This window comes from Pseudomonas sp. GT1P32, from assembly GCF_054897805.1.
Window position 1 is genome coordinate 2,686,556 of the sequence record NZ_CM142704.1, and the last position, 18,486, is coordinate 2,705,041.

Genomic DNA, 18,486 nt, shown 5'->3' on the forward strand with positions numbered 1-18,486 from the left:
GACCCTACCTCACGGTGTTGCAGGCGGCCTCATGACCGCCTCATAGACTTGATTACAGATTCTGCGTTACGAACGAGAGCATCTGGTCGGCGGTGGAGATCACCTTGGAGTTCATCTCGTAAGCGCGCTGGGTGGTGATCATGTTGACCATCTCCTCAACGGTGCTGACGTTGGAGGTTTCCAGGGTGTTCTGCAGCGTGGTACCGAAACCGGCCAGGCCTGGCGTGCCAACTTGCGGCGCGCCGCTGGCGGCGGTTTCCAGGAACAGGTTGTTACCCACGGCTTGCAGGCCGGCCGGGTTGATGAAGTCGGCGGTTTGCAGGTTGCCGATCACCTGGGATGCCGGGTTGCCGGCAATGGTGATGGACACGGTGCCGTCACGACCGACCGTGAAGGTCTGGGCATCGTTCGGGATGACAATGGCCGGCTCCAGGGCGAAACCACTGGCGTTGACGATCTGACCGTTGGAATCGAGGTGGAACGTACCGTCACGGGTGTAGGACGTGGTGCCGTCCGGCTGCAGAATCTGGAAGAAACCGCGACCGTCGATGGCCATGTCCAACGGCTGCTCGGTGGTTTGCAGGCTACCGGCGTTGAAGTTTTTCTGAGTGCCGACAATGCGCACACCGGTACCAATTTGCAGACCCGACGGCAGTTCGCTGTCCTGGGTCGACTGGGCGCCTGGCTGGCGTTTGATCTGGTACAGCAGGTCCTGGAACTCGGCGCGATCACGTTTGAAACCCGTGGTCGACACGTTCGCCAGGTTGTTGGAAATGGTGGTCAGGTTGGTGTCCTGGGCGGACAGACCTGTTTTGGCAACCCATAGAGCCGGAAGCATTCGATTCTCCTCGTGCGCCTGTTTTACGGCGCGACGTTCTGATAATTAGCTGATCTGCAAGACCCGAGCCATGGCCTGGTCGTCGTCTTTGGCGGTGTTCATCATCTTGATGTGCAGCTCGAACTGCTTGGCCAGCGCCAGTACCGAGGTCATCTCTTCCACGGCATTGACGTTGCTCGACTCCAGGAACCCGGACACCAGCTTGACGTTGGCATCGGCTTGCGCCGGCTTGCCGTCCTTGGTGTGGATCGAACCGTCCAGGCCTTTGGTCATGTTCTTGAAATCCGGGTTGACCAGCTTGATGCGGTCGACTTCAGCCATCACACGAGGGCCTTCGCCCATCGCACGAATGCTGACGGTGCCGTCTTCACCCACTTCGATTTGCTGCTCGGGCGGCACGGAAATCGGCCCGCCATTGCCCATCACCGGCATGCCGTTGCCGGCCCGCAACACGCCCAGGGCGTCAACGTTCAGGCTGCCGGTGCGCACGTAGCTTTCACCGCCGTCGGGGTTCTGCACCGCGATCCAGCCGTTGCCCTGTACCGCGACGTCGAGGTCGCGACCGGTTTGTACCAGAGAGCCCGAGGAGAAGTCGGTGGCCGGACGTTCGGACATCGCAAACGCACGCGCCGGAAAGCTGTCACCGAACACCGGCATCGAACGCGCCTGCTCCAGGTCTTTCTGGAAGCCGTTGGTGGAGATGTTCGCCAGGTTGTTCGCATGAGCCTTCTGCGCCAGTGCATTCTGGCTGGCGCCGGTCATTGCCACATAAAGGTACTTGTCCACACTCTTTCCTCTGCATGCCGGACGTTTGCCGCCCACCGCTGTACTGCTGAGCGATAAGCAATTTGCAGACCAACTTTTTTCTGGCGGCGCGGAGCCCGGCAAACAAAGGACTTGGGGCGTTCAGGGGGAAATCAGGGAATGTGTCAAAGACGAAAAACCGGCGGTGTTATGCCGGTAAGTGGCAAGGCTTGACCTCGGCGCTGGCTGCGCAGGCCTCATCGCGAGCAGGCTCACTCCTACATTTGGAATGCAATCCCCTGTAGGAGTGAGCCTGCTCGCGAAGAGGCAGGCACAAACACCGCAAAAGTCAGCTAGGACTCGGTCTTGCCGACTTCATACTCCCGCAACTTGTTGGCAATGGTGGTGTGAGATACACCGAGCCGCTTGCCCAACTGCCGACTGCTCGGGTGCTCCGAATACAAACGCTCCAGCACCGCTTTCTCGAACCGCCCGACAATGTCATCCAGCCCGCCCTCAAGCGAGAAATCGCCAAGCGGCTGACGCACGCCATAATCCGGCAGGCGAATATGTTCAGCCTTGACCGTCCCGCCTTCGCACAACGAAACCGCCTGGAACAACACGTTTTCCAACTGCCGGACGTTGCCCGGCCAATGGTAGTGACTGAGCCGCTCCATGGCCGCCGGCGCCAGTTTCGGCAGCGCACAACCGATCTGCCGGCTGGCCTGATCAAGGAAGTGCTCCACCAACGGCGTCAAACCATCCAGGCATTCGCGCAGTGGCGGGATATGCAGCGAAAGCACGTTCAAGCGGTGATACAAATCCTGGCGAAACTCGCCACGAGCGCACAACTCCGACAGGTCGACCTGCGTGGCACAGATCACTCGCACATCGAGGTAAACCTCTTCATCACTGCCTACACGACGGAAGCAACCGTCCTGCAGGAATCTGAGTAATTTCACCTGCAAGCGCGGGCTCATTTCACCCACGCCATCGAGAAACAGCGTACCGCCCGCCGTCAGCTCCAACAGCCCGAGCTTGCCTTCGGCACGGGCGCCTTCGAACGCACCGGGGCCGTAACCGAACAGTTCAGTCTCGGCCATGGACTCCGGCAGGCCGGCGCAATTAAGCGCCATCAGTGGCGACTGTCCCCGCGGGCTCGCCAAGTGGCAGGCACGCGCCAGCAATTCCTTGCCGGTGCCGGTTTCGCCTTCTATCAATAGCGGCGCATCCAGCGGCGCCATGCGCCGGGCTTCACGTACCACCGCCGCCATCACTTTCGAGCTTTGGAAGATGCTGTCGAACCCGCGCAGCTCCTGTTTGCGCACGTTGTAGATGCGCTCCCCTACCCGGTCGGCTCGATGCAGGGTCAGCACCGCACCGGCCATGGCCTCGCTGTCGTCATGCTCCGATTGCAGCGGCGCGATGTCGGCCAGAAACACGTCGCCCTTGACCTTGACCCGCAGCCCGTTGATCCGCGACTTGTTGGCGCGCACCAGTTCCGGCAAATCGAAATCCTCGGCGTAACGCGACAAGGGAATCCCCGGCACCTCATCGACACGCACGCCGAGCAACTGCGCCGCCGCGCGGTTAGCCGCGACAATCGAGCCGCCCATGTCGATCGACAACACCGGAAATTCCAGGGCGCCGAGCAAAGCATTAAGCTCCATGTGCCGACGTTCACTCGGCATGAGGCCTACACGCTTGACGCCAAAGACCCCGGCAATCGACTCGAATTTCGGACGCAACGCCTGGAACTGAATATTGATCAGGTTCGGGCAATGCAGGTAGATCGCGTTGCCATGCTCGCCACCCACTTCACCGCGAGCGACGTTGATCCCGTACTCGACCAGCAAATTGAGAATGTCGCGCAGGATGCCGATGCGGTTCTGGCAGTGGACTTTGATACGCATATAAGGCCCGAAGGTAAATTAAGGCGATGGATCGCTTCCTGTAGGAGCTGGCTTGCCGGCGATGGGGTCCTTGAGAACGCTATCGCAGGCAAGCCGGCTCCTAAATACAGCGGCTTACCAATCAATCGAGGCCCACCAGGAAATATTTCTCTGGGCACGCTCAGATAGTCGTCAAGATTATGTGACACCTGTGAGCCATTTCAAACCCGAAAAACTCATGCGCAGCACCACAGCAGTCAATCCGTAACGAAAAGTTTACGAAAACCGACGAATATTCCTACATGCGACGGCTTACACGTGCTGCAACATCGCAATTCCTGAGGTATTTCTAAGTCCATAGCAGGACATAACAAGAACGAAATCCCCTAGCAGGAGAGCAGCATGAAGCAGACGCAGTACGTGGCTCGCGAGCCCGATGCGCAAGGTTTTATCGACTACCCCGCCGAAGAACACGCGGTGTGGAACACGCTGATCACTCGCCAACTGAAAGTGATCGAAGGGCGTGCGTGCCAGGAATACCTGGACGGTATCGAAAAACTCGGTCTGCCCCACGACCGCATTCCGCAACTCGGCGAAATCAACAAAGTCCTCGGTGAAACCACCGGCTGGCAGGTTGCCCGAGTACCCGCGCTGATTCCTTTCCAGACTTTCTTTGAATTACTGGCGAACAAGCAGTTTCCGGTGGCGACGTTTATTCGTAGCCGCGAAGAGCTGGATTACCTGCAAGAGCCGGACATTTTCCACGAGATCTTTGGCCACTGCCCGCTGCTGACCAACCCTTGGTTCGCCGAATTCACCCACACCTACGGCAAACTCGGCCTGAAGGCTTCCAAGGAAGAACGCGTGTACCTGGCGCGCTTGTATTGGATGACCATCGAGTTCGGTCTGGTCGATACACCCGAAGGCCAGCGCATTTACGGCGGCGGCATTCTCTCCTCGCCGAAAGAAACCGTTTACAGCCTGTCGGACGAACCTGAGCATCAGGCCTTCGATCCACTGGAATGCATGCGCACCCCTTACCGCATCGACATCCTGCAACCGTTGTATTTCGTCTTGCCGAACCTCAAGCGCCTGTTCGACCTGGCTCATGAAGACATCATGGGCATGGTCAAGCAAGGCATGCAGCTGGGTTTGCACGCGCCTAAATTTCCGCCAAAAAAAAGCCGCGTGATCCGCAGCTTTTAGAATCAAGTGAGCCTGTCAGGAATCGACGCTTTGGTTTAGCGTGGTTGCACTGACGGCCGATTTCCAATCATTCGAATTCAGGAACACATCATGTCCACATTGAACCAAGCCCATTGCGAAGCCTGCCGCGCCGACGCCCCTCAGGTCAGCGACGAAGAGCTGCCGGTACTGATCAAGCAAATCCCAGACTGGAACATCGAAGTCCGCGACAGCGTCATGCAGCTGGAAAAGGTTTTCCTGTTCAAGAACTTCAAGCACGCGCTGGCGTTCACCAACGCAGTCGGGGAAATCTCCGAGGCCGAAGGTCACCACCCGGGCCTGCTGACCGAATGGGGCAAAGTCACCGTGACCTGGTGGAGCCACTCCATCAAAGGCCTGCACCGCAACGATTTCATCATGGCCGCGCGCACTGACGAAGTGGCCAAGGACGCCGAGGGCCGCAAATAATGCATTTCGACGCCATAGGTCGAGTACCCGGCGACCCGATTCTCGGCCTGATGGAGGCCTATGCGCAGGACCCCAACCCGCGCAAATTCGACCTTGGCGTGGGCGTCTATAAAGACGCCTTTGGCCTGACGCCGATTCCACAGGCCGTGAAGCTTGCGGAGCAGCGCCTGGTGGATCGCCAGACCACCAAGACCTACATCGGCGGTCACGGCGAACCGGCGTTCGGCAAAGCCATCAACGAGTTGGTGCTCGGCGCCGATTCTGCGCTGATCGCCGAACAACGGGCCGGTGCCACCCAGACGCCGGGCGGCACTGGTGCGCTGCGCTTGAGCGCGGACTTCATCGCCCAGTGCCTGCCGGGCCGTGGCGTGTGGTTGAGCAACCCGACCTGGCCGATTCACGAAACCATTTTCGCCACGGCCGGTGTCAAGGTTAATCACTACCCTTATGTCGGCAGCGACAACCGCCTCGATGTTGAAGCGATGCTGGCATCGCTCAACGAAGCGCCTGAGGGCGATGTGGTTTTGCTGCACGCTTGCTGCCACAACCCGACCGGTTTCGATCTGTCCCATGACGACTGGCGCCGGGTGCTGGAAGTGGTGCGCAGTCGCAATCTGGTGCCGCTGATCGACTTCGCCTATCAGGGTTTCGGCGACGGGCTGGAGCAGGATGCGTGGTCGACCCGGTTGTTCGCTGCCGAACTGCCGGAAGTGCTGATCACCAGCTCCTGCTCGAAGAACTTCGGCCTGTACCGCGACCGCACGGGTGCGCTGATTGTCTGCGCGAAGACGGCTGACAAACTGGTGGATATCCGCAGCCAACTGGCCAATATCGCCCGTAACCTGTGGTCGACTCCACCGGATCACGGCGCCGCCGTCGTGGCAACGATCCTCGGCGATCCAGAGCTGAAAAGCCTCTGGGCCGACGAAGTGGAAGCCATGCGTTTGCGTATCGCCCAACTGCGCAGCGGCCTGGTCGAGGCGCTGGAGCCTCATGGTTTGCGCGAGCGCTTTGCGCACATTGGTGTGCAACGCGGGATGTTTTCCTACACCGGACTGACGCCTGACCAGGTTAAACAGTTGCGTGATCATCACAGCGTTTACATGGTCGGTACCGGCCGGGCGAACGTGGCGGGGATTGATGCGACGCGTCTTGATCTGCTGGCCGAAGCTATCGCGAAAGTCTGCAAATAACCTCAAGCACCTATATCCCCTGTGGGAGCGAGCCTGCTCGCGAAGGCGGTCTGACATTCAACATAGATGTTGACTGACACATCGCTATCGCGAGCAGGCTCGCTCCCACATTTGTTTCGTGTCGCGCCCTCTTCCACACCTGTCTAGACAAGCCCATCCGTCGTAACAATTGGATATAAAAGTCTGATTGTCATTTCTCCTGCTGTATCCTGCCCAGGCTTTGTAAAAGCGCGGATCTACCAGATCTATCAACAGACTTTGCGAGGAGCGCGAAACATGCACGAGATCCCTAATCTCCCCTTCCCAAGCCTGCACGAAACTGAGCAGACACCCACGCAGCAAGCCGGCGCCCAACAGCCCGAGCCGAAAGAAGCCACTGAACGCCGCCAGGCCGACAGCGAAGACTGAAACACCCGCAATGCCAGACCGTGTGGAAAGCGCTAACATGCGCTTTCCACACCGCCTGAAACCGAGCCACTTATCCATGACCGATGACTTTAGCGAGACCCAGGCCAGCGTCCTGATCGGCACCGCCGAGAAGATGATCGAGATTTGGAATCGCCTGTCCCCCGAGAAACAAGCGGCATTGCTCGCCCGTTTCGGCAGCGAAGAAAATGCCCTGGCCGCCTTGGTCACGACGCAATTGGTCGCCCCCGCCAAACCCTGATTCGCCCCCACCCGGCAAATAGTTTTACTTTTCCACGCCCTGCGGCCTCTCGCGCCGCTATCATAAGCAGCCTATCTATCCTGCTTTCCCGTGGACCTTTACCCATGTCTGAAAACCAGCGCCCCCTGGCGGTCACGCTGCAAGTCGTTTCCATCGTCCTGTTCACTTTTATCGGCTACCTCAACATCGGCATTCCCCTGGCCGTATTGCCCGGCTACGTCCACAGCGATCTGGGTTTCGGTGCCGTAGTCGCCGGCCTGGTGATCAGCGTGCAATACCTGGCCACCCTGCTAAGCCGTCCATACGCCGGGAAAATCATTGATAACAAGGGCAGCAAACTGGCGGTCATGTATGGCCTCGCCGGTTGCGGTCTGAGCGGCGTATTCATGCTGATTTCGGCCTGGACCCAAAGCCTGCCGATGCTGAGCCTGATCAGCCTGTTGATCGGCCGCCTGGTGCTCGGCAGCGCGGAAAGCCTGGTGGGCTCAGGTTCGATCGGCTGGGGCATCGGCCGGGTCGGCGCGGCGAACACCGCCAAAGTGATCTCGTGGAACGGCATCGCCAGTTATGGCGCACTGGCCGTCGGTGCACCGCTTGGCGTGCTGCTGGTCAGTCAGTTGGGCTTGTGGAGCATGGGCGTGAGCATCGTGTTGCTCGCCGTGCTGGGCCTGGCGTTGGCCTGGCCGAAAACCGCCGCGCCCATCGTGGCCGGGGAACGATTGCCGTTCATGCATGTGTTGGGTCGAGTGCTGCCGCACGGTTGCGGCCTGGCGCTGGGGTCGATCGGCTTCGGCACCATCGCCACCTTCATCACCCTGTATTACGCCACGCAGCACTGGGACAACGCGGTGTTGTGCCTGAGCCTGTTTGGCGCGAGCTTCATCGGCGCGCGGCTGTTGTTCGGCAACCTGATCAACCGCCTCGGTGGTTTTCGCGTGGCGATTGCCTGCCTGTCGGTGGAAACCCTGGGGCTGTTGCTGCTGTGGCTCGCGCCAGATGCTCATTGGGCCTTGGCCGGCGCGGCGCTGAGCGGTTTCGGTTTTTCCCTGGTGTTCCCGGCGCTGGGCGTGGAAGCGGTCAATCTGGTGCCAGCGTCCAGCCGTGGCGCTGCGGTTGGCGCGTATTCGCTGTTCATCGATTTGTCGCTGGGGATTACCGGACCGTTGGCGGGCGCGATTGCCGCCGGATTTGGTTTTGCTTCGATCTTCCTGTTCGCCGCAATCGCCGCTTTGAGCGGTTTGGTACTGAGCGTTTACCTGTACAGGCAAGCGCCCAAGTATCGTGAAGAGCGAGACGCGCGTTAGAAGTCGACCTTGCCGCGCCCAGCCTTGATGCTGCCGCGCTTGGTCTTGGATTCGAGTCGTCGCTTTTTCGAACCGAGGGTCGGTTTGGTCGGACGGCGTTTCTTTTCGACCTTGGTGGCGCTGAGGATCAACTCGGTCAGCCGCTCCAGCGCATCGGCGCGGTTGGCTTCCTGCGTGCGGTATTGCTGGGCCTTGATGATCAACACGCCGTCGCTGGTGATGCGGCTGTCACGTAGCGCCAGCAGCCGCTCCTTGTAGAACTCGGGCAAGGACGAGGCCGGAATGTCGAAGCGCAGGTGCACGGCGCTGGAGACCTTGTTGACGTTCTGCCCACCGGCGCCCTGGGCGCGGATGGCCGTCAATTCGATCTCGGCATCCGGCAGATGCACGTTGTTGGAAATCACCAGCATGGAAAAGCGTCCGATATCAGGACCGCCAGAATACCCTGTAGGAGCGAGGCTTGCCCGCGAAGAACGATTGCGCGATTTGCCTGATGAATCGCGGCGTCTTCTTCGCGGGCAAGCCTCGCTCCTACAGGTTTAGCGTCGCTTACAAAAAACCCGGCACATTGGCCGGGTTTGTTGTTTCTACGCGTTGCGTTACTTCGCGGCAGCGTGCAGTGCGTGCTGAGCACTGCGCTTGTTCTTGATGCCGTAGCAAACCCACATGAACACGACCCACACCGGAATCGCGTACACCGAAACCTGAATGCCCGGGATCAACAGCATCACGCCAAGGATGAACACCACGAACGCCAGGCAGATGTAGTTTCCGTACGGATACCACAGGGCCTTGAACAGCGGCGTCTGCTTGGTCTTGTTCATGTGCTGGCGGAACTTGAAGTGCGAATAGCTGATCATCGCCCAGTTGATCACCAACGTGGCCACCACCAGCGACATCAACAGTTCCAGCGCGTTTTGCGGGATCAGGTAGTTCAACAGCACCGCAATCAGCGTCACCGCCGCCGAAGCGAGGATCGAACGCACCGGCACGCCGCGCTTGTCGATCTTCGCCAGGGCTTTCGGCGCATCGCCCTGCTCGGCCATGCCCAGCAGCATGCGGCTGTTGCAGTAGGTGCCGCTGTTGTACACCGACAACGCCGCGGTCAGCACCACGAAGTTGAGGATGTGCGCGGCGGTGTTGCTGCCGAGCATCGAGAACACTTGCACGAACGGGCTGCCGCTGTAGGAATCGCCGGAGGCGTTCAGGGTCGCCAGCAGGCTGTCCCATGGCGTCAGCGACAACAGGATGACCAATGCGCCGATGTAGAAAATCAGGATCCGGTAGATCACCTGGTTGATCGCTTTCGGGATCACGGTTTTCGGCTTGTCCGCTTCTGCTGCGGTGAAGCCGAGCATTTCCAGGCCGCCGAAGCTGAACATGATGATCGCCATGGCCATCACCAGACCACTGACGCCATTCGGGAAGAAACCACCGTGGGACCACAGGTTGGTCACCGACGCTTCCGGTCCGCCGTGCCCGCTGACCAGCAAGTAGCTGCCCAGGGCAATCATGCCGACGATCGCGACGACCTTGATGATCGCGAACCAGAACTCGGCCTCACCGAAGACTTTGACGTTGGCCAGGTTAATGAGGTTGATCAGCACGAAGAACCCGGCTGCCGAGACCCAGGTCGGGATGTCCGGCGCCCAGTAGTGGATGTACTTGCCGACGGCGGTCAGCTCTGACATGCCCACCAGAATGTACAGGATCCAGCAGTTCCAGCCCGACAGGAAACCGGCGAAACCGCCCCAGTATTTGTGCGCGAAGTGGCTGAAGGAACCGGCCACCGGCTCTTCGACAATCATTTCGCCGAGCTGGCGCATGATCATGAAGGCAATGAAGCCGCAGATGGCGTAGCCGAGGATCATCGACGGGCCAGCGGATTTCAGTACACCGGCCGAGCCGAGGAACAGGCCGGTACCAATCGCGCCACCGAGGGCGATCAGTTGAATATGACGATTCTTCAGGCCGCGTTTCAGCTCGCCTGAATGCGAGTTTTGTCCACTCATGAAAAGGGTCTCACGCAAGGTTTGATGATGTTCAATAGACGTTGCTGCTCGGTTGCGACTTTAAGCAGCGCCGATCAAACCCCAGCGCAGGCACCAGGAGTTCAGCGTATTTACAACGGTCATGCGTCACCTGTTTGTTTTTATCTGTGACGAAATCGAACCCGACACGCTCGTGACGCGGCGGAGTGAACAAGGCGGATAGCCTTGAGGTTTGCGCAGGTGCGCAGGAGGTCACAGGTAAAACGCGGCGCATTGTACACCGCTAACCCCCTGCTGCCAGACACTGCTGGATCAGCGTGTCGGTTGCCGGGATTGCCCGTGTCCGCCCCGAGGGTTTCGGGCGACTGCAAAAAGAGAGTCAGACCTTTGCAGGTCGTCGGCGTGAGCGATAGGAAAACCGCCCCACGGGGAGAGGTGGAGATGAGTCACGGCGTACATTGCGCCTCCTTTTTGTTATGCACCTGCACGACAGGCATGGGGCGCATCTCACCTTGCATGGGACGGTGAAACAAGCGGGCCAGAGTGCTGAAAAAGGTCTAAAGGCTCATAGAGCGGAAGAAATTTCTTACGGTTATCGCCGGAGGGTGGTTTCTCGAGGCCAATCGGCAGAAATCGTCAGGTTTTCTTTACGAGGCGTAACACCTATTTTCCACCCCGACTTTGGCAGTGCTCCCACTGACGCCTTCGCGGGCAAGCCTCGCTCCTACAGGTTCGGTGCCGTTTCCGCGAGCCGCGATACCTGTAGGAGCGAGGCTTGCCCGCGAAGAGGCCCTCAAAAACAACGCCGGGCAAAAACCGGGCAAAAAAAAACGCCAACCCGAAGGTTGGCGTTTTTCATCTGCCGCTTAGCCCTTACTCAGGCTTGCGACGACCGAAGCCCGGACGCTGGCCCGAACCGGCTGGCGCGCCGCGGCGCTTGCCCGAAGGTTTGTCACCCTCGACCAGCTTGATCCCCGGACGTTTTGGCGCTGGCTTGGCCGGGCGCTTGGTGTCCGAAGGACGATCGGCCACTGGCGTACCGCGGCCTGACTCTCCACGACCAGCAGGGGCACCGCGGCCTTCGCCACGTTCAGTGCGACCGTTGGCCGGACGCGGCGTGCGTGGACCGCGCTCGCCATCAGCGCGTGGCGCTGCTGGTTTGCGGGCTGGACGCTCGCCTTCGATATGCGGTTCACGGGTATCGCGCGGTGTAGCAGCGGACTGGTTACCGATAGCAGGACGCAACGAACGCACGCGCTCGGTCTTGCCCATCGGACGCGACGATTTACGCTGCATACGGTCGAGCTTGTCTTTGCTCTTGGCGTTCATCTGCGGCATGGCCACAGGCGTCAGGCCCACTTCCGCACTCAGAATGTCGACTTCGTACTGGCTCATTTCGCGCCAGCGACCCATCGGCAGGTCGGAGTTGAGGAACACCGGACCGAAACGCACGCGCTTCAGACGGCTGACCACCAGACCCTGGGATTCCCACAGACGACGAACTTCGCGGTTGCGACCTTCCATCACCACGCAGTGGTACCAGTGGTTGAAACCTTCGCCACCTGGTGCTTGCTTGATGTCGGTGAACTTGGCCGGGCCGTCTTCAAGGACAACGCCTGCCTTCAGACGCTCGATCATCTCGTCATCGACTTCGCCACGCACACGTACCGCGTATTCACGGTCCATTTCGTAGGAAGGGTGCATCAGGCGGTTGGCCAGTTCACCGTCGGTGGTGAACATCAGCAGACCGGTGGTGTTGATGTCCAGACGACCGATGTTGATCCAGCGACCTTCTTTGGGCCGTGGCATCTTGTCGAAAACAGTTGGGCGGCCTTCCGGGTCAAGGCGGGTGCAGATTTCACCGTCGGGCTTGTTGTACATGATCACGCGGCGTACCGACTCGGCGGCTTCTTCGCGCTTGATCACCTTGCCATCGATGGTGATGGCGTCGTGCATGTCGACGCGCTGCCCGAGGGTGGCGTCTTTGCCGTTGACCTTGATGCGGCCGTGGCTGATCCAGGCTTCTACGTCACGGCGCGAGCCGACGCCGATACGGGCGAGGACTTTCTGCAGTTTCTCGCCTGCTGGGCCGATTTCCTGGTCGTCTTTCTGGTCGTTGATACTCATCTGGGCACCTCCCGGTGTGGTCTGTTCAGGCTTTGCCTGAAGAGTTGAAAGCTTGTACTTGGGCGAAGGGATCGCCGAAGGGTCGCGAATCATACGCTCATGTCGGCGTTTGCGCATCAGAGACTAGCTGATGAATGGCCAGTTACCTGGATTTCCGCCGACCGGTGGCACCGAGTTTGATCAGACGCAGCGCCGCTTCGGTGAGGACTGGGCAGATGCTGATGCTGGGGGCTTTGGTTGAACACCAATCCTGTAGGAGCCGGCTTGCCGGCGATGGCGTCCTGTCAGGCACTAAATGTGTCGACTGACGCACCGCTATCGCCAGCAAGCCGGCTCCTACAGTGGATTTCATCGCCTGCGAGGTCGGAGGTCAGTCTTCGAATTCGCGGCGTTCGGCTTCGATGGCTTCGGCCAGGGCCCGGGCTTCGGCTTCTTCATCGGACAACTCGGGTTCGGGCTCGGGTTTCGGCTGTTCGAGCGCGGCGACGGCGGCCAGGAGCTTTTCGCGCGCCTCAGCCACACCGAGCACATCATCTTCCCGTTCTTCTTCGACGGTGGCCTCTGGTTCGACTTGAAGTTCAGCCTCAATGACCGCTTCCGGCTGCGCCAAAACCTCTTCGGTTACGCTCATCTCGCTATCACGCAAAATGTCATCGAAGTCGGTCTTGAGCCCCTCCTCCATGGTGTCCAGCTCCAGCAGCAACGTATGGAAACTGGTTTCTTCCTTCGGCTCTTCCGGCTCGGCGCTGGCGTCCGCCAGTTCCTGCAATCCGGCCGGCACGGGTGCGTCGTCGAAGTCGAGCACCGGGTCAGGCTCCAGCTCGCGCAGTTCCGCGAGCGGCGGCAAATCGTCAAGATTCTTCAGGTTGAAATGATCGAGAAACGCCTTCGTCGTCGCAAACATCGCCGGTTTACCGGGCACGTCGCGATAACCGACGATGCGAATCCACTCCCGCTCCAGCAACGTCTTGACGATGTGACTGTTCACCGCCACGCCCCGCACGTCCTCGATCTCGCCCCGGGTGATCGGCTGGCGATAGGCGATCAGGGCCATGGTTTCGAGCATGGCGCGGGAATACCGCTGCGGGCGCTCCTCCCACAAACGCCCGACCCATGGCGAGAATTTTTCGCGGATCTGCAGGCGATAGCCGGAGGCGACTTCCTTCAGCTCGAACGAACGGCCATCGCAGGACTTGGCCAGAATCGTCAGGGCTTTCTTGAAGACCGGCGGCTCTGGTCGCTCGCCCTCCTCAAAGAGTTCGAACAGGCGTTCAAGCGATTGCGGTTTTCCCGAGGCCAACAGAAAGGCTTCAAGCAATGGCGCCAGCTCGCGGGGTTCAGTCAGGTTCATGATTCAACTCGTTATTCGGCTCGGGCTCGCACGTGGATCGCCGCGAACGGCTCATTCTGCACCAGCTCGACCAAAGATTCCTTGACCAGTTCGAGGATCGCCATAAAGGTCACCACCACCCCCAGACGTCCTTCTTCAGCGGTGAACAGCTCGACAAAGGGCACGAAACCGCCCCCCTTTAGCCGCTCCAGCACGTCACTCATGCGTTCGCGCGTGGACAGCGCCTCGCGGCTGACCTGGTGGCTTTCGAACATGTCGCCACGGCGCAGCACCTCGGCCATGGACATCAACAACTCCGACAGACTCACATCCGGCAACAGCTTGCGCGCCCGTGCTTCCGGGGCATCCAGTTTGGGCACCACCACATCACGACCGACGCGGCTCAGGCCATCAATGCCTTCCGCGGCTGCCTTGAAGCGCTCGTATTCCTGCAAGCGACGGATAAGTTCGGCGCGCGGGTCGTCTTCTTCGTCTTCGATGGTTTCGGCGCGAGGCAACAGCATCCGCGATTTGATTTCGGCCAGCATCGCGGCCATCACCAGGTACTCGGCGGCCAGCTCCAGGCGCACCGACTGCATCAACTCGACATAGCCCATGTACTGGCGGGTGATTTCCGCCACCGGGATGTCGAGGATGTTGATGTTCTGTTTGCGGATCAGGTACAGCAGCAGGTCGAGGGGGCCTTCGAAGGCTTCGAGAAAGACCTCGAGTGCATCCGGCGGAATGTACAGGTCCAGCGGCATTTCCAGCACCGCCTGGCCATAGACCATGGCGAAAGGCAGTTCTTGCTGGGCGCCGGCCTGACTGTCAATAACGGGTTCTACTGCAGACATTTACGCCTCGGCCATGAACGGCGTCGGGTCGCCGCAACCGACGCGGATCACTTCCGGCTCGCCATCGGCGAGGTTGATCACCGTGGATGCCTTGATGCCGCCGAAACCGCCGTCGATGATCAGGTCCACTTGATGCTCGAGCAATTGGCGCATTTCGTAAGGATCGCTCAGCGGGTCAGTGTCGCCGGGCATGATCAGCGTCACGCTCATCAGCGGTTCGCCGAGTTCTTCCAGCAGCGCCAGGGCAATCGGATGGCTTGGCACACGCAAGCCGATGGTGCGCTTTTTCGGGTGCAACAACAGCCGCGGGACTTCACGGGTGGCGTTGAGAATGAAGGTGTAAGGCCCCGGCAGGTGCGCCTTGAGCACGCGGAAGGTGCCGGTGTCGATCTTGGCAAACAGCCCGAGTTGCGACAGGTCGCTGCAAATCAGCGCGAAGTTGTGCTTCTCGTCCAGTTGACGCAACCGGCGCACGCGCTCCACGGCATTCTTGTCGCCGATCTGGCAACCAATGGCGTAGGAAGAGTCTGTGGGATAAATCACCACCCCGCCGTTGCGGATGATCTCGACAGCCTGTTTGATCAGGCGCGCTTGCGGGTTTTCCGGATGTATCTGGAAAAATTGACTCACATTCTCTACCTGTTCAGACGGCGGCAATAATTGGGTCATGTTTGAATCGACACCACAGTGGTGGCAGATCCTCCGGGAGCGGGCGGTATTCACCGATCTCGGACCAGCCTCCAGGGCCATGAAAATCACTGCCGGCGCTGACCAGCAGACCGAACTCACGGGCGAGAATCGCCAGGCTGCCCACTTGCTCGGCGGGCTGATGGCCATTGACCACTTCGATAGCGTGGCCCCCAGCTTGAATATAGTCAGAAATCAGGCGGCGACGCTTGCTGCGAGTGAAATCGTAGTGCCAGGGATGCGCCAGGCTCACCCAGGCTTTTGCGGCGCGCAGGGTTTCGACGGTCTCTTCCAGGGTCGGCCAGTGTTGCTTGACGTCCCCCAGCTTGCCGGCGCCCAGCCATTTGCGGAACGCTTCGGCGCGATCCTTGACGAAACCTTCGCGCACCATCCAGTCAGCGAAGTGCGGGCGGGCCGGCGCGTTGCCGCTGTCGCCCAGTTCCTGTTGAATCGCCCGGGCGCCTTCCAGCGCACCCGGCATGCCCTTCAACGCCAGTTTGCGGCTTATCTCTTCGGAACGTAGCCAACGGCCATCGTGCAACTTGGCAATGGCATCGACCAACGGCGCTGCATTGACATCAAATCCGTAGCCCAGCACATGAATGGTTGCGCCGCCCCAGGTGCAGGACAACTCGACGCCGTTGACCAGTTGCATCCCCAGCGCTGTTGCGGCGCTACGGGCCTCATCGAGGCCTTCAAGGGTGTCGTGATCGGTCAAGGCCAGGACTCGCACGCCTTTCTCGAACGCACGCGCAACCAGAACCGCAGGCGCCAGGGCGCCATCGGAGGCCGTGCTATGGCAGTGCAAATCAACATTCACAGGGATGTGTAACCTCAAATCAGCTGGCGCTATCGCGCGCCCATATGTTTGTTATTATGCCGCCACATCCTGCTTCTGGCTGCCACTGTGAAACAATTCATCGATTTCATCCCGCTCCTGCTGTTTTTCATCGTATTCAAAATCGATCCACGGGTCGTCGACATCGCCGGTCACCCAGTCACTGTAGGCGGTATTTACAGCGCCACGGCAATGCTGATCATCAGTTCCCTGGTGGTGTACGGCACGCTCTTCATCAAGCAGCGCAAGCTGGAAAAAAGCCAATGGCTGACGCTCATCGCCTGCCTGGTCTTCGGTAGCCTGACGCTGGCGTTCCACAGCGAGACCTTCCTGAAATGGAAAGCCCCGGTGGTCAACTGGCTGTTTGCCCTGGCGTTCATCGGCAGCCACTTCATCGGTGACCAGTTGCTGATCAAGCGCATCATGGGCCACGCACTGACCCTGCCGGACCTGGTCTGGACTCGCCTGAACATCGCCTGGATCGCATTTTTCCTGTTCTGCGGTGCCGCCAACCTGTTTGTCGCGTTCACGTTTCAGGAATACTGGGTCGACTTCAAAGTCTTCGGCAGCCTGGGCATGACGCTGTTGTTCCTGGTCGCTCAGGGTATTTACCTGTCCCGCCACCTGCACGACGCCGATACCACTACGCCAAAAACCGAGGACTGACATGCTTTACGCAATCATTGCCACAGACGTCGCCAACTCCCTGGAAGCCCGCCTGGCCGCACGGCCTGCACACCTTGAGCGCCTGCAAGTGCTCAAAGGCGAAGGTCGTATCGTATTGGCCGGCCCAAACCCGGCAGTCGACAGCAATGATCCGGGCGCTGCGGGTTTCACCGGCAGCCTGATCGTCGCCGAATTCGATTCCCTGAGCGCCGCCCAGGCCTGGGCCGACGCCGATCCGTACATCGCTGCAGGCGTCTACGCCAACGTTTCGGTCAAGCCGTTCAAGCAAGTCCTTCCGTAAACGTCCCCCGTGCGATGAACCTTCTTGGTTCATCGCGCTCTCAATCGCTCATTATTCTCGTTTGCCTGCCGACAACCTGCCCAATAATCGATTGGATTCAGGAGCTCCGATGCGCAAAGGTCCGTTGTGTCTGATGTTGGTCACGTTGTCGATCGTGGCGCCCGCCCACGGTGAAGAAAGTGCCGCCGGTGGTAATTCGACGCCTCTGTCCTTGAGCGCCGGGAGCCAGATCAGCGAGTTGCAGCAACGCTTGAAGGTGAGCGAACAGCAACGAGAAGAACTGAGCAAACAACTGCAGAGTGCAGATGCCGAACGCGAAAGCGCTCAGCTGAGCCGGTTGCGCCAGGAGAATCAGCGTCTGAAACTGCAACTCAAGGAAGCCCAGGCCAGCAGTCCGCTGCCGCGCTTTTTGACAGACCAGCAGCAATGGTTCGTGATCGGCGCAGGAGTTGCGCTATTGGCCCTGCTCTGCGGTATCTTCGCCAGTGGTGCAAGTCGAAAACGTCGACAATGGCTAAATTGAGTGAGTCATGAGCGAGCTGTTATTAATTGATGACGATCAGGAGCTGTGTGAGCTGCTGGTCAGTTGGCTGAGCCAGGAAGGCTTTCAGGTCCGGGCTTGCCACGACGGTCAGAGTGCTCGTCGCGCGCTGGCCGAAACGTCACCGGCGGCCGTGGTGCTGGATGTGATGCTGCCGGACGGCAGCGGCCTGGAACTGCTCAAGCAATTGCGCAGCGACCATCCGGAATTGCCGGTGCTGATGCTCTCGGCACGCGGCGAGCCTCTGGACCGCATCCTGGGCCTGGAACTCGGCGCTGACGATTACCTGGCCAAACCGTGCGATCCACGGGAACTGACCGCCCGCCTGCGCGCCGTCTTGCGCCGCAGTCATCCGGCGGCGGTGTCCAGCCAGCTTGAACTGGGCGATCTGTGTTTCAGCCCGGTGCGGGGCGTGGTCAGCATCGATGAACAGGAATTCACCCTCACCGTCTCCGAAAGCCGCTTGCTCGAAGCCTTGCTCAAGCAGCCAGGCGAACCGCTGGACAAACAGGAACTGGCGCAGATCGCCCTCGGTCGCAAGCTCACCCTGTACGACCGCAGCCTGGACATGCACGTCAGTAACCTGCGCAAAAAGATCGGCCCCCACCCCGACGGCCGCCCTCGCATCGTCGCCCTGCGCAGCCGTGGCTATTACTACAGCCTCTGATCCCCAACGATGACCGCGTCGTCTGCATCGCCAGCAAGCTGGCTCCTACGGGTTCGGTGTTGTGTCAGGTGAATACAAACCCCTGTAGGAGCTGGCTTGCCGGCGATGGCGGCTTACCTGACACACCGCGTCGTATGGATCGCCAGCAAGCCGGCTCCTACAGGTTTGATGTTGTGTCAGGTGAATACAAAAT

At 59.9% G+C, this 18,486-nt stretch carries 20 protein-coding genes; 10 read left to right on the plus strand and 10 right to left on the minus strand.

The window, feature by feature from the left end; all coding sequences use genetic code 11:
• Positions 1 to 52 precede the first annotated feature (52 nt).
• The 3 genes from flgG to ACYZUC_RS12315 form a co-directional block, all read right to left on the minus strand.
• Positions 53 to 838 (minus strand): flagellar basal-body rod protein FlgG, encoded by a 786-nt coding sequence (gene flgG, locus ACYZUC_RS12305; RefSeq protein ID WP_214381474.1) that lies wholly within the window; start codon positions 836 to 838, stop codon positions 53 to 55.
• 45 nt (positions 839 to 883) lie between these two features.
• Positions 884 to 1,624, minus strand: coding sequence for a flagellar basal body rod protein FlgF (locus ACYZUC_RS12310; protein ID WP_461995975.1), 741 nt, complete (start codon positions 1,622 to 1,624; stop codon positions 884 to 886).
• 311 nt (positions 1,625 to 1,935) lie between these two features.
• Entirely contained in the window at positions 1,936 to 3,495 is a 1,560-nt protein-coding gene (locus ACYZUC_RS12315; RefSeq protein WP_461995977.1) for a sigma-54-dependent transcriptional regulator, read from the minus strand.
• Between the two features lie 381 nt (positions 3,496 to 3,876).
• Between ACYZUC_RS12315 and phhA the strand changes: the two genes are divergently transcribed.
• The 6 genes from phhA to ACYZUC_RS12345 all read left to right on the plus strand — a co-directional run bounded on the left by phhA (position 3,877) and on the right by ACYZUC_RS12345 (position 8,291).
• Positions 3,877 to 4,680 (plus strand): phenylalanine 4-monooxygenase, encoded by an 804-nt coding sequence (phhA, locus tag ACYZUC_RS12320; RefSeq protein WP_461995979.1) that lies wholly within the window; start codon positions 3,877 to 3,879, stop codon positions 4,678 to 4,680.
• 90 nt (positions 4,681 to 4,770) lie between these two features.
• Positions 4,771 to 5,127 carry a 4a-hydroxytetrahydrobiopterin dehydratase gene (locus ACYZUC_RS12325; RefSeq protein WP_008030478.1) on the plus strand — a complete coding sequence of 119 codons (357 nt, stop codon included), beginning with the start codon at positions 4,771 to 4,773 and terminating at the stop codon, positions 5,125 to 5,127.
• The gene (locus ACYZUC_RS12330; protein WP_263290620.1) at positions 5,127 to 6,320 is read left to right on the plus strand and encodes an amino acid aminotransferase; all 1,194 of its coding nucleotides are present in this window, start codon (positions 5,127 to 5,129) and stop codon (positions 6,318 to 6,320) included. The genes ACYZUC_RS12325 and ACYZUC_RS12330 overlap by 1 nt, the downstream gene beginning before the upstream one ends.
• 276 nt (positions 6,321 to 6,596) lie before the next feature.
• The gene (locus tag ACYZUC_RS12335) at positions 6,597 to 6,728 is read left to right on the plus strand and encodes a hypothetical protein (protein WP_008030474.1); all 132 of its coding nucleotides are present in this window, start codon (positions 6,597 to 6,599) and stop codon (positions 6,726 to 6,728) included.
• A 76-nt stretch (positions 6,729 to 6,804) separates the two neighbouring features.
• Positions 6,805 to 6,987: a hypothetical protein gene (locus ACYZUC_RS12340; protein WP_008030471.1), complete on the plus strand. Its 183-nt coding sequence runs from the start codon at positions 6,805 to 6,807 to the stop codon at positions 6,985 to 6,987.
• A 104-nt stretch (positions 6,988 to 7,091) separates the two neighbouring features.
• Positions 7,092 to 8,291: an MFS transporter gene (locus ACYZUC_RS12345; protein WP_008042686.1), complete on the plus strand. Its 1,200-nt coding sequence runs from the start codon at positions 7,092 to 7,094 to the stop codon at positions 8,289 to 8,291.
• On the opposite strand, the gene arfB is transcribed toward ACYZUC_RS12345, so the two are convergent.
• From arfB to ACYZUC_RS12380, 7 genes are all read right to left on the minus strand, one after another.
• Positions 8,288 to 8,701 (minus strand): alternative ribosome rescue aminoacyl-tRNA hydrolase ArfB, encoded by a 414-nt coding sequence (arfB, locus tag ACYZUC_RS12350; RefSeq protein WP_003222786.1) that lies wholly within the window; start codon positions 8,699 to 8,701, stop codon positions 8,288 to 8,290. The two genes, ACYZUC_RS12345 and arfB, sit on opposite strands and share 4 nt — an antisense overlap.
• Before the next feature lie 189 nt (positions 8,702 to 8,890).
• The gene (locus ACYZUC_RS12355; RefSeq protein ID WP_461995982.1) at positions 8,891 to 10,303 is read right to left on the minus strand and encodes an amino acid permease; all 1,413 of its coding nucleotides are present in this window, start codon (positions 10,301 to 10,303) and stop codon (positions 8,891 to 8,893) included.
• 852 nt (positions 10,304 to 11,155) lie between these two features.
• The gene (rluB, locus tag ACYZUC_RS12360) at positions 11,156 to 12,409 is read right to left on the minus strand and encodes a 23S rRNA pseudouridine(2605) synthase RluB (RefSeq protein WP_008030465.1); all 1,254 of its coding nucleotides are present in this window, start codon (positions 12,407 to 12,409) and stop codon (positions 11,156 to 11,158) included.
• 370 nt (positions 12,410 to 12,779) lie between these two features.
• Positions 12,780 to 13,760 carry an SMC-Scp complex subunit ScpB gene (scpB, locus tag ACYZUC_RS12365; protein WP_461995985.1) on the minus strand — a complete coding sequence of 327 codons (981 nt, stop codon included), beginning with the start codon at positions 13,758 to 13,760 and terminating at the stop codon, positions 12,780 to 12,782.
• 11 nt (positions 13,761 to 13,771) lie between these two features.
• Complete coding sequence (locus ACYZUC_RS12370; protein WP_404943248.1) at positions 13,772 to 14,530, minus strand: segregation and condensation protein A; 759 nt, start codon at positions 14,528 to 14,530, stop codon at positions 13,772 to 13,774.
• A gap of 63 nt (positions 14,531 to 14,593) precedes the next feature.
• The gene (locus tag ACYZUC_RS12375; protein ID WP_461995987.1) at positions 14,594 to 15,223 is read right to left on the minus strand and encodes an L-threonylcarbamoyladenylate synthase; all 630 of its coding nucleotides are present in this window, start codon (positions 15,221 to 15,223) and stop codon (positions 14,594 to 14,596) included.
• Between the two features lie 13 nt (positions 15,224 to 15,236).
• Entirely contained in the window at positions 15,237 to 16,100 is an 864-nt protein-coding gene (locus ACYZUC_RS12380; RefSeq protein ID WP_008030458.1) for a PHP domain-containing protein, read from the minus strand.
• Between the two features lie 87 nt (positions 16,101 to 16,187).
• Between ACYZUC_RS12380 and ACYZUC_RS12385 the strand changes: the two genes are divergently transcribed.
• From ACYZUC_RS12385 to ACYZUC_RS12400, 4 genes are all read left to right on the plus strand, one after another.
• Entirely contained in the window at positions 16,188 to 16,784 is a 597-nt protein-coding gene (locus ACYZUC_RS12385; protein WP_223413871.1) for a septation protein A, read from the plus strand.
• 1 nt (position 16,785) lies between these two features.
• Entirely contained in the window at positions 16,786 to 17,085 is a 300-nt protein-coding gene (locus ACYZUC_RS12390; protein ID WP_059407602.1) for a YciI family protein, read from the plus strand.
• Between the two features lie 109 nt (positions 17,086 to 17,194).
• A complete protein-coding gene (locus ACYZUC_RS12395) occupies positions 17,195 to 17,608 on the plus strand; it encodes a translation initiation factor 2 (RefSeq protein ID WP_461995990.1) in 414 nt (137 codons plus the stop codon).
• Between the two features lie 7 nt (positions 17,609 to 17,615).
• Positions 17,616 to 18,293, plus strand: coding sequence for a response regulator transcription factor (locus ACYZUC_RS12400; protein ID WP_407010996.1), 678 nt, complete (start codon positions 17,616 to 17,618; stop codon positions 18,291 to 18,293).
• Positions 18,294 to 18,486: the final 193 nt, after the last annotated feature.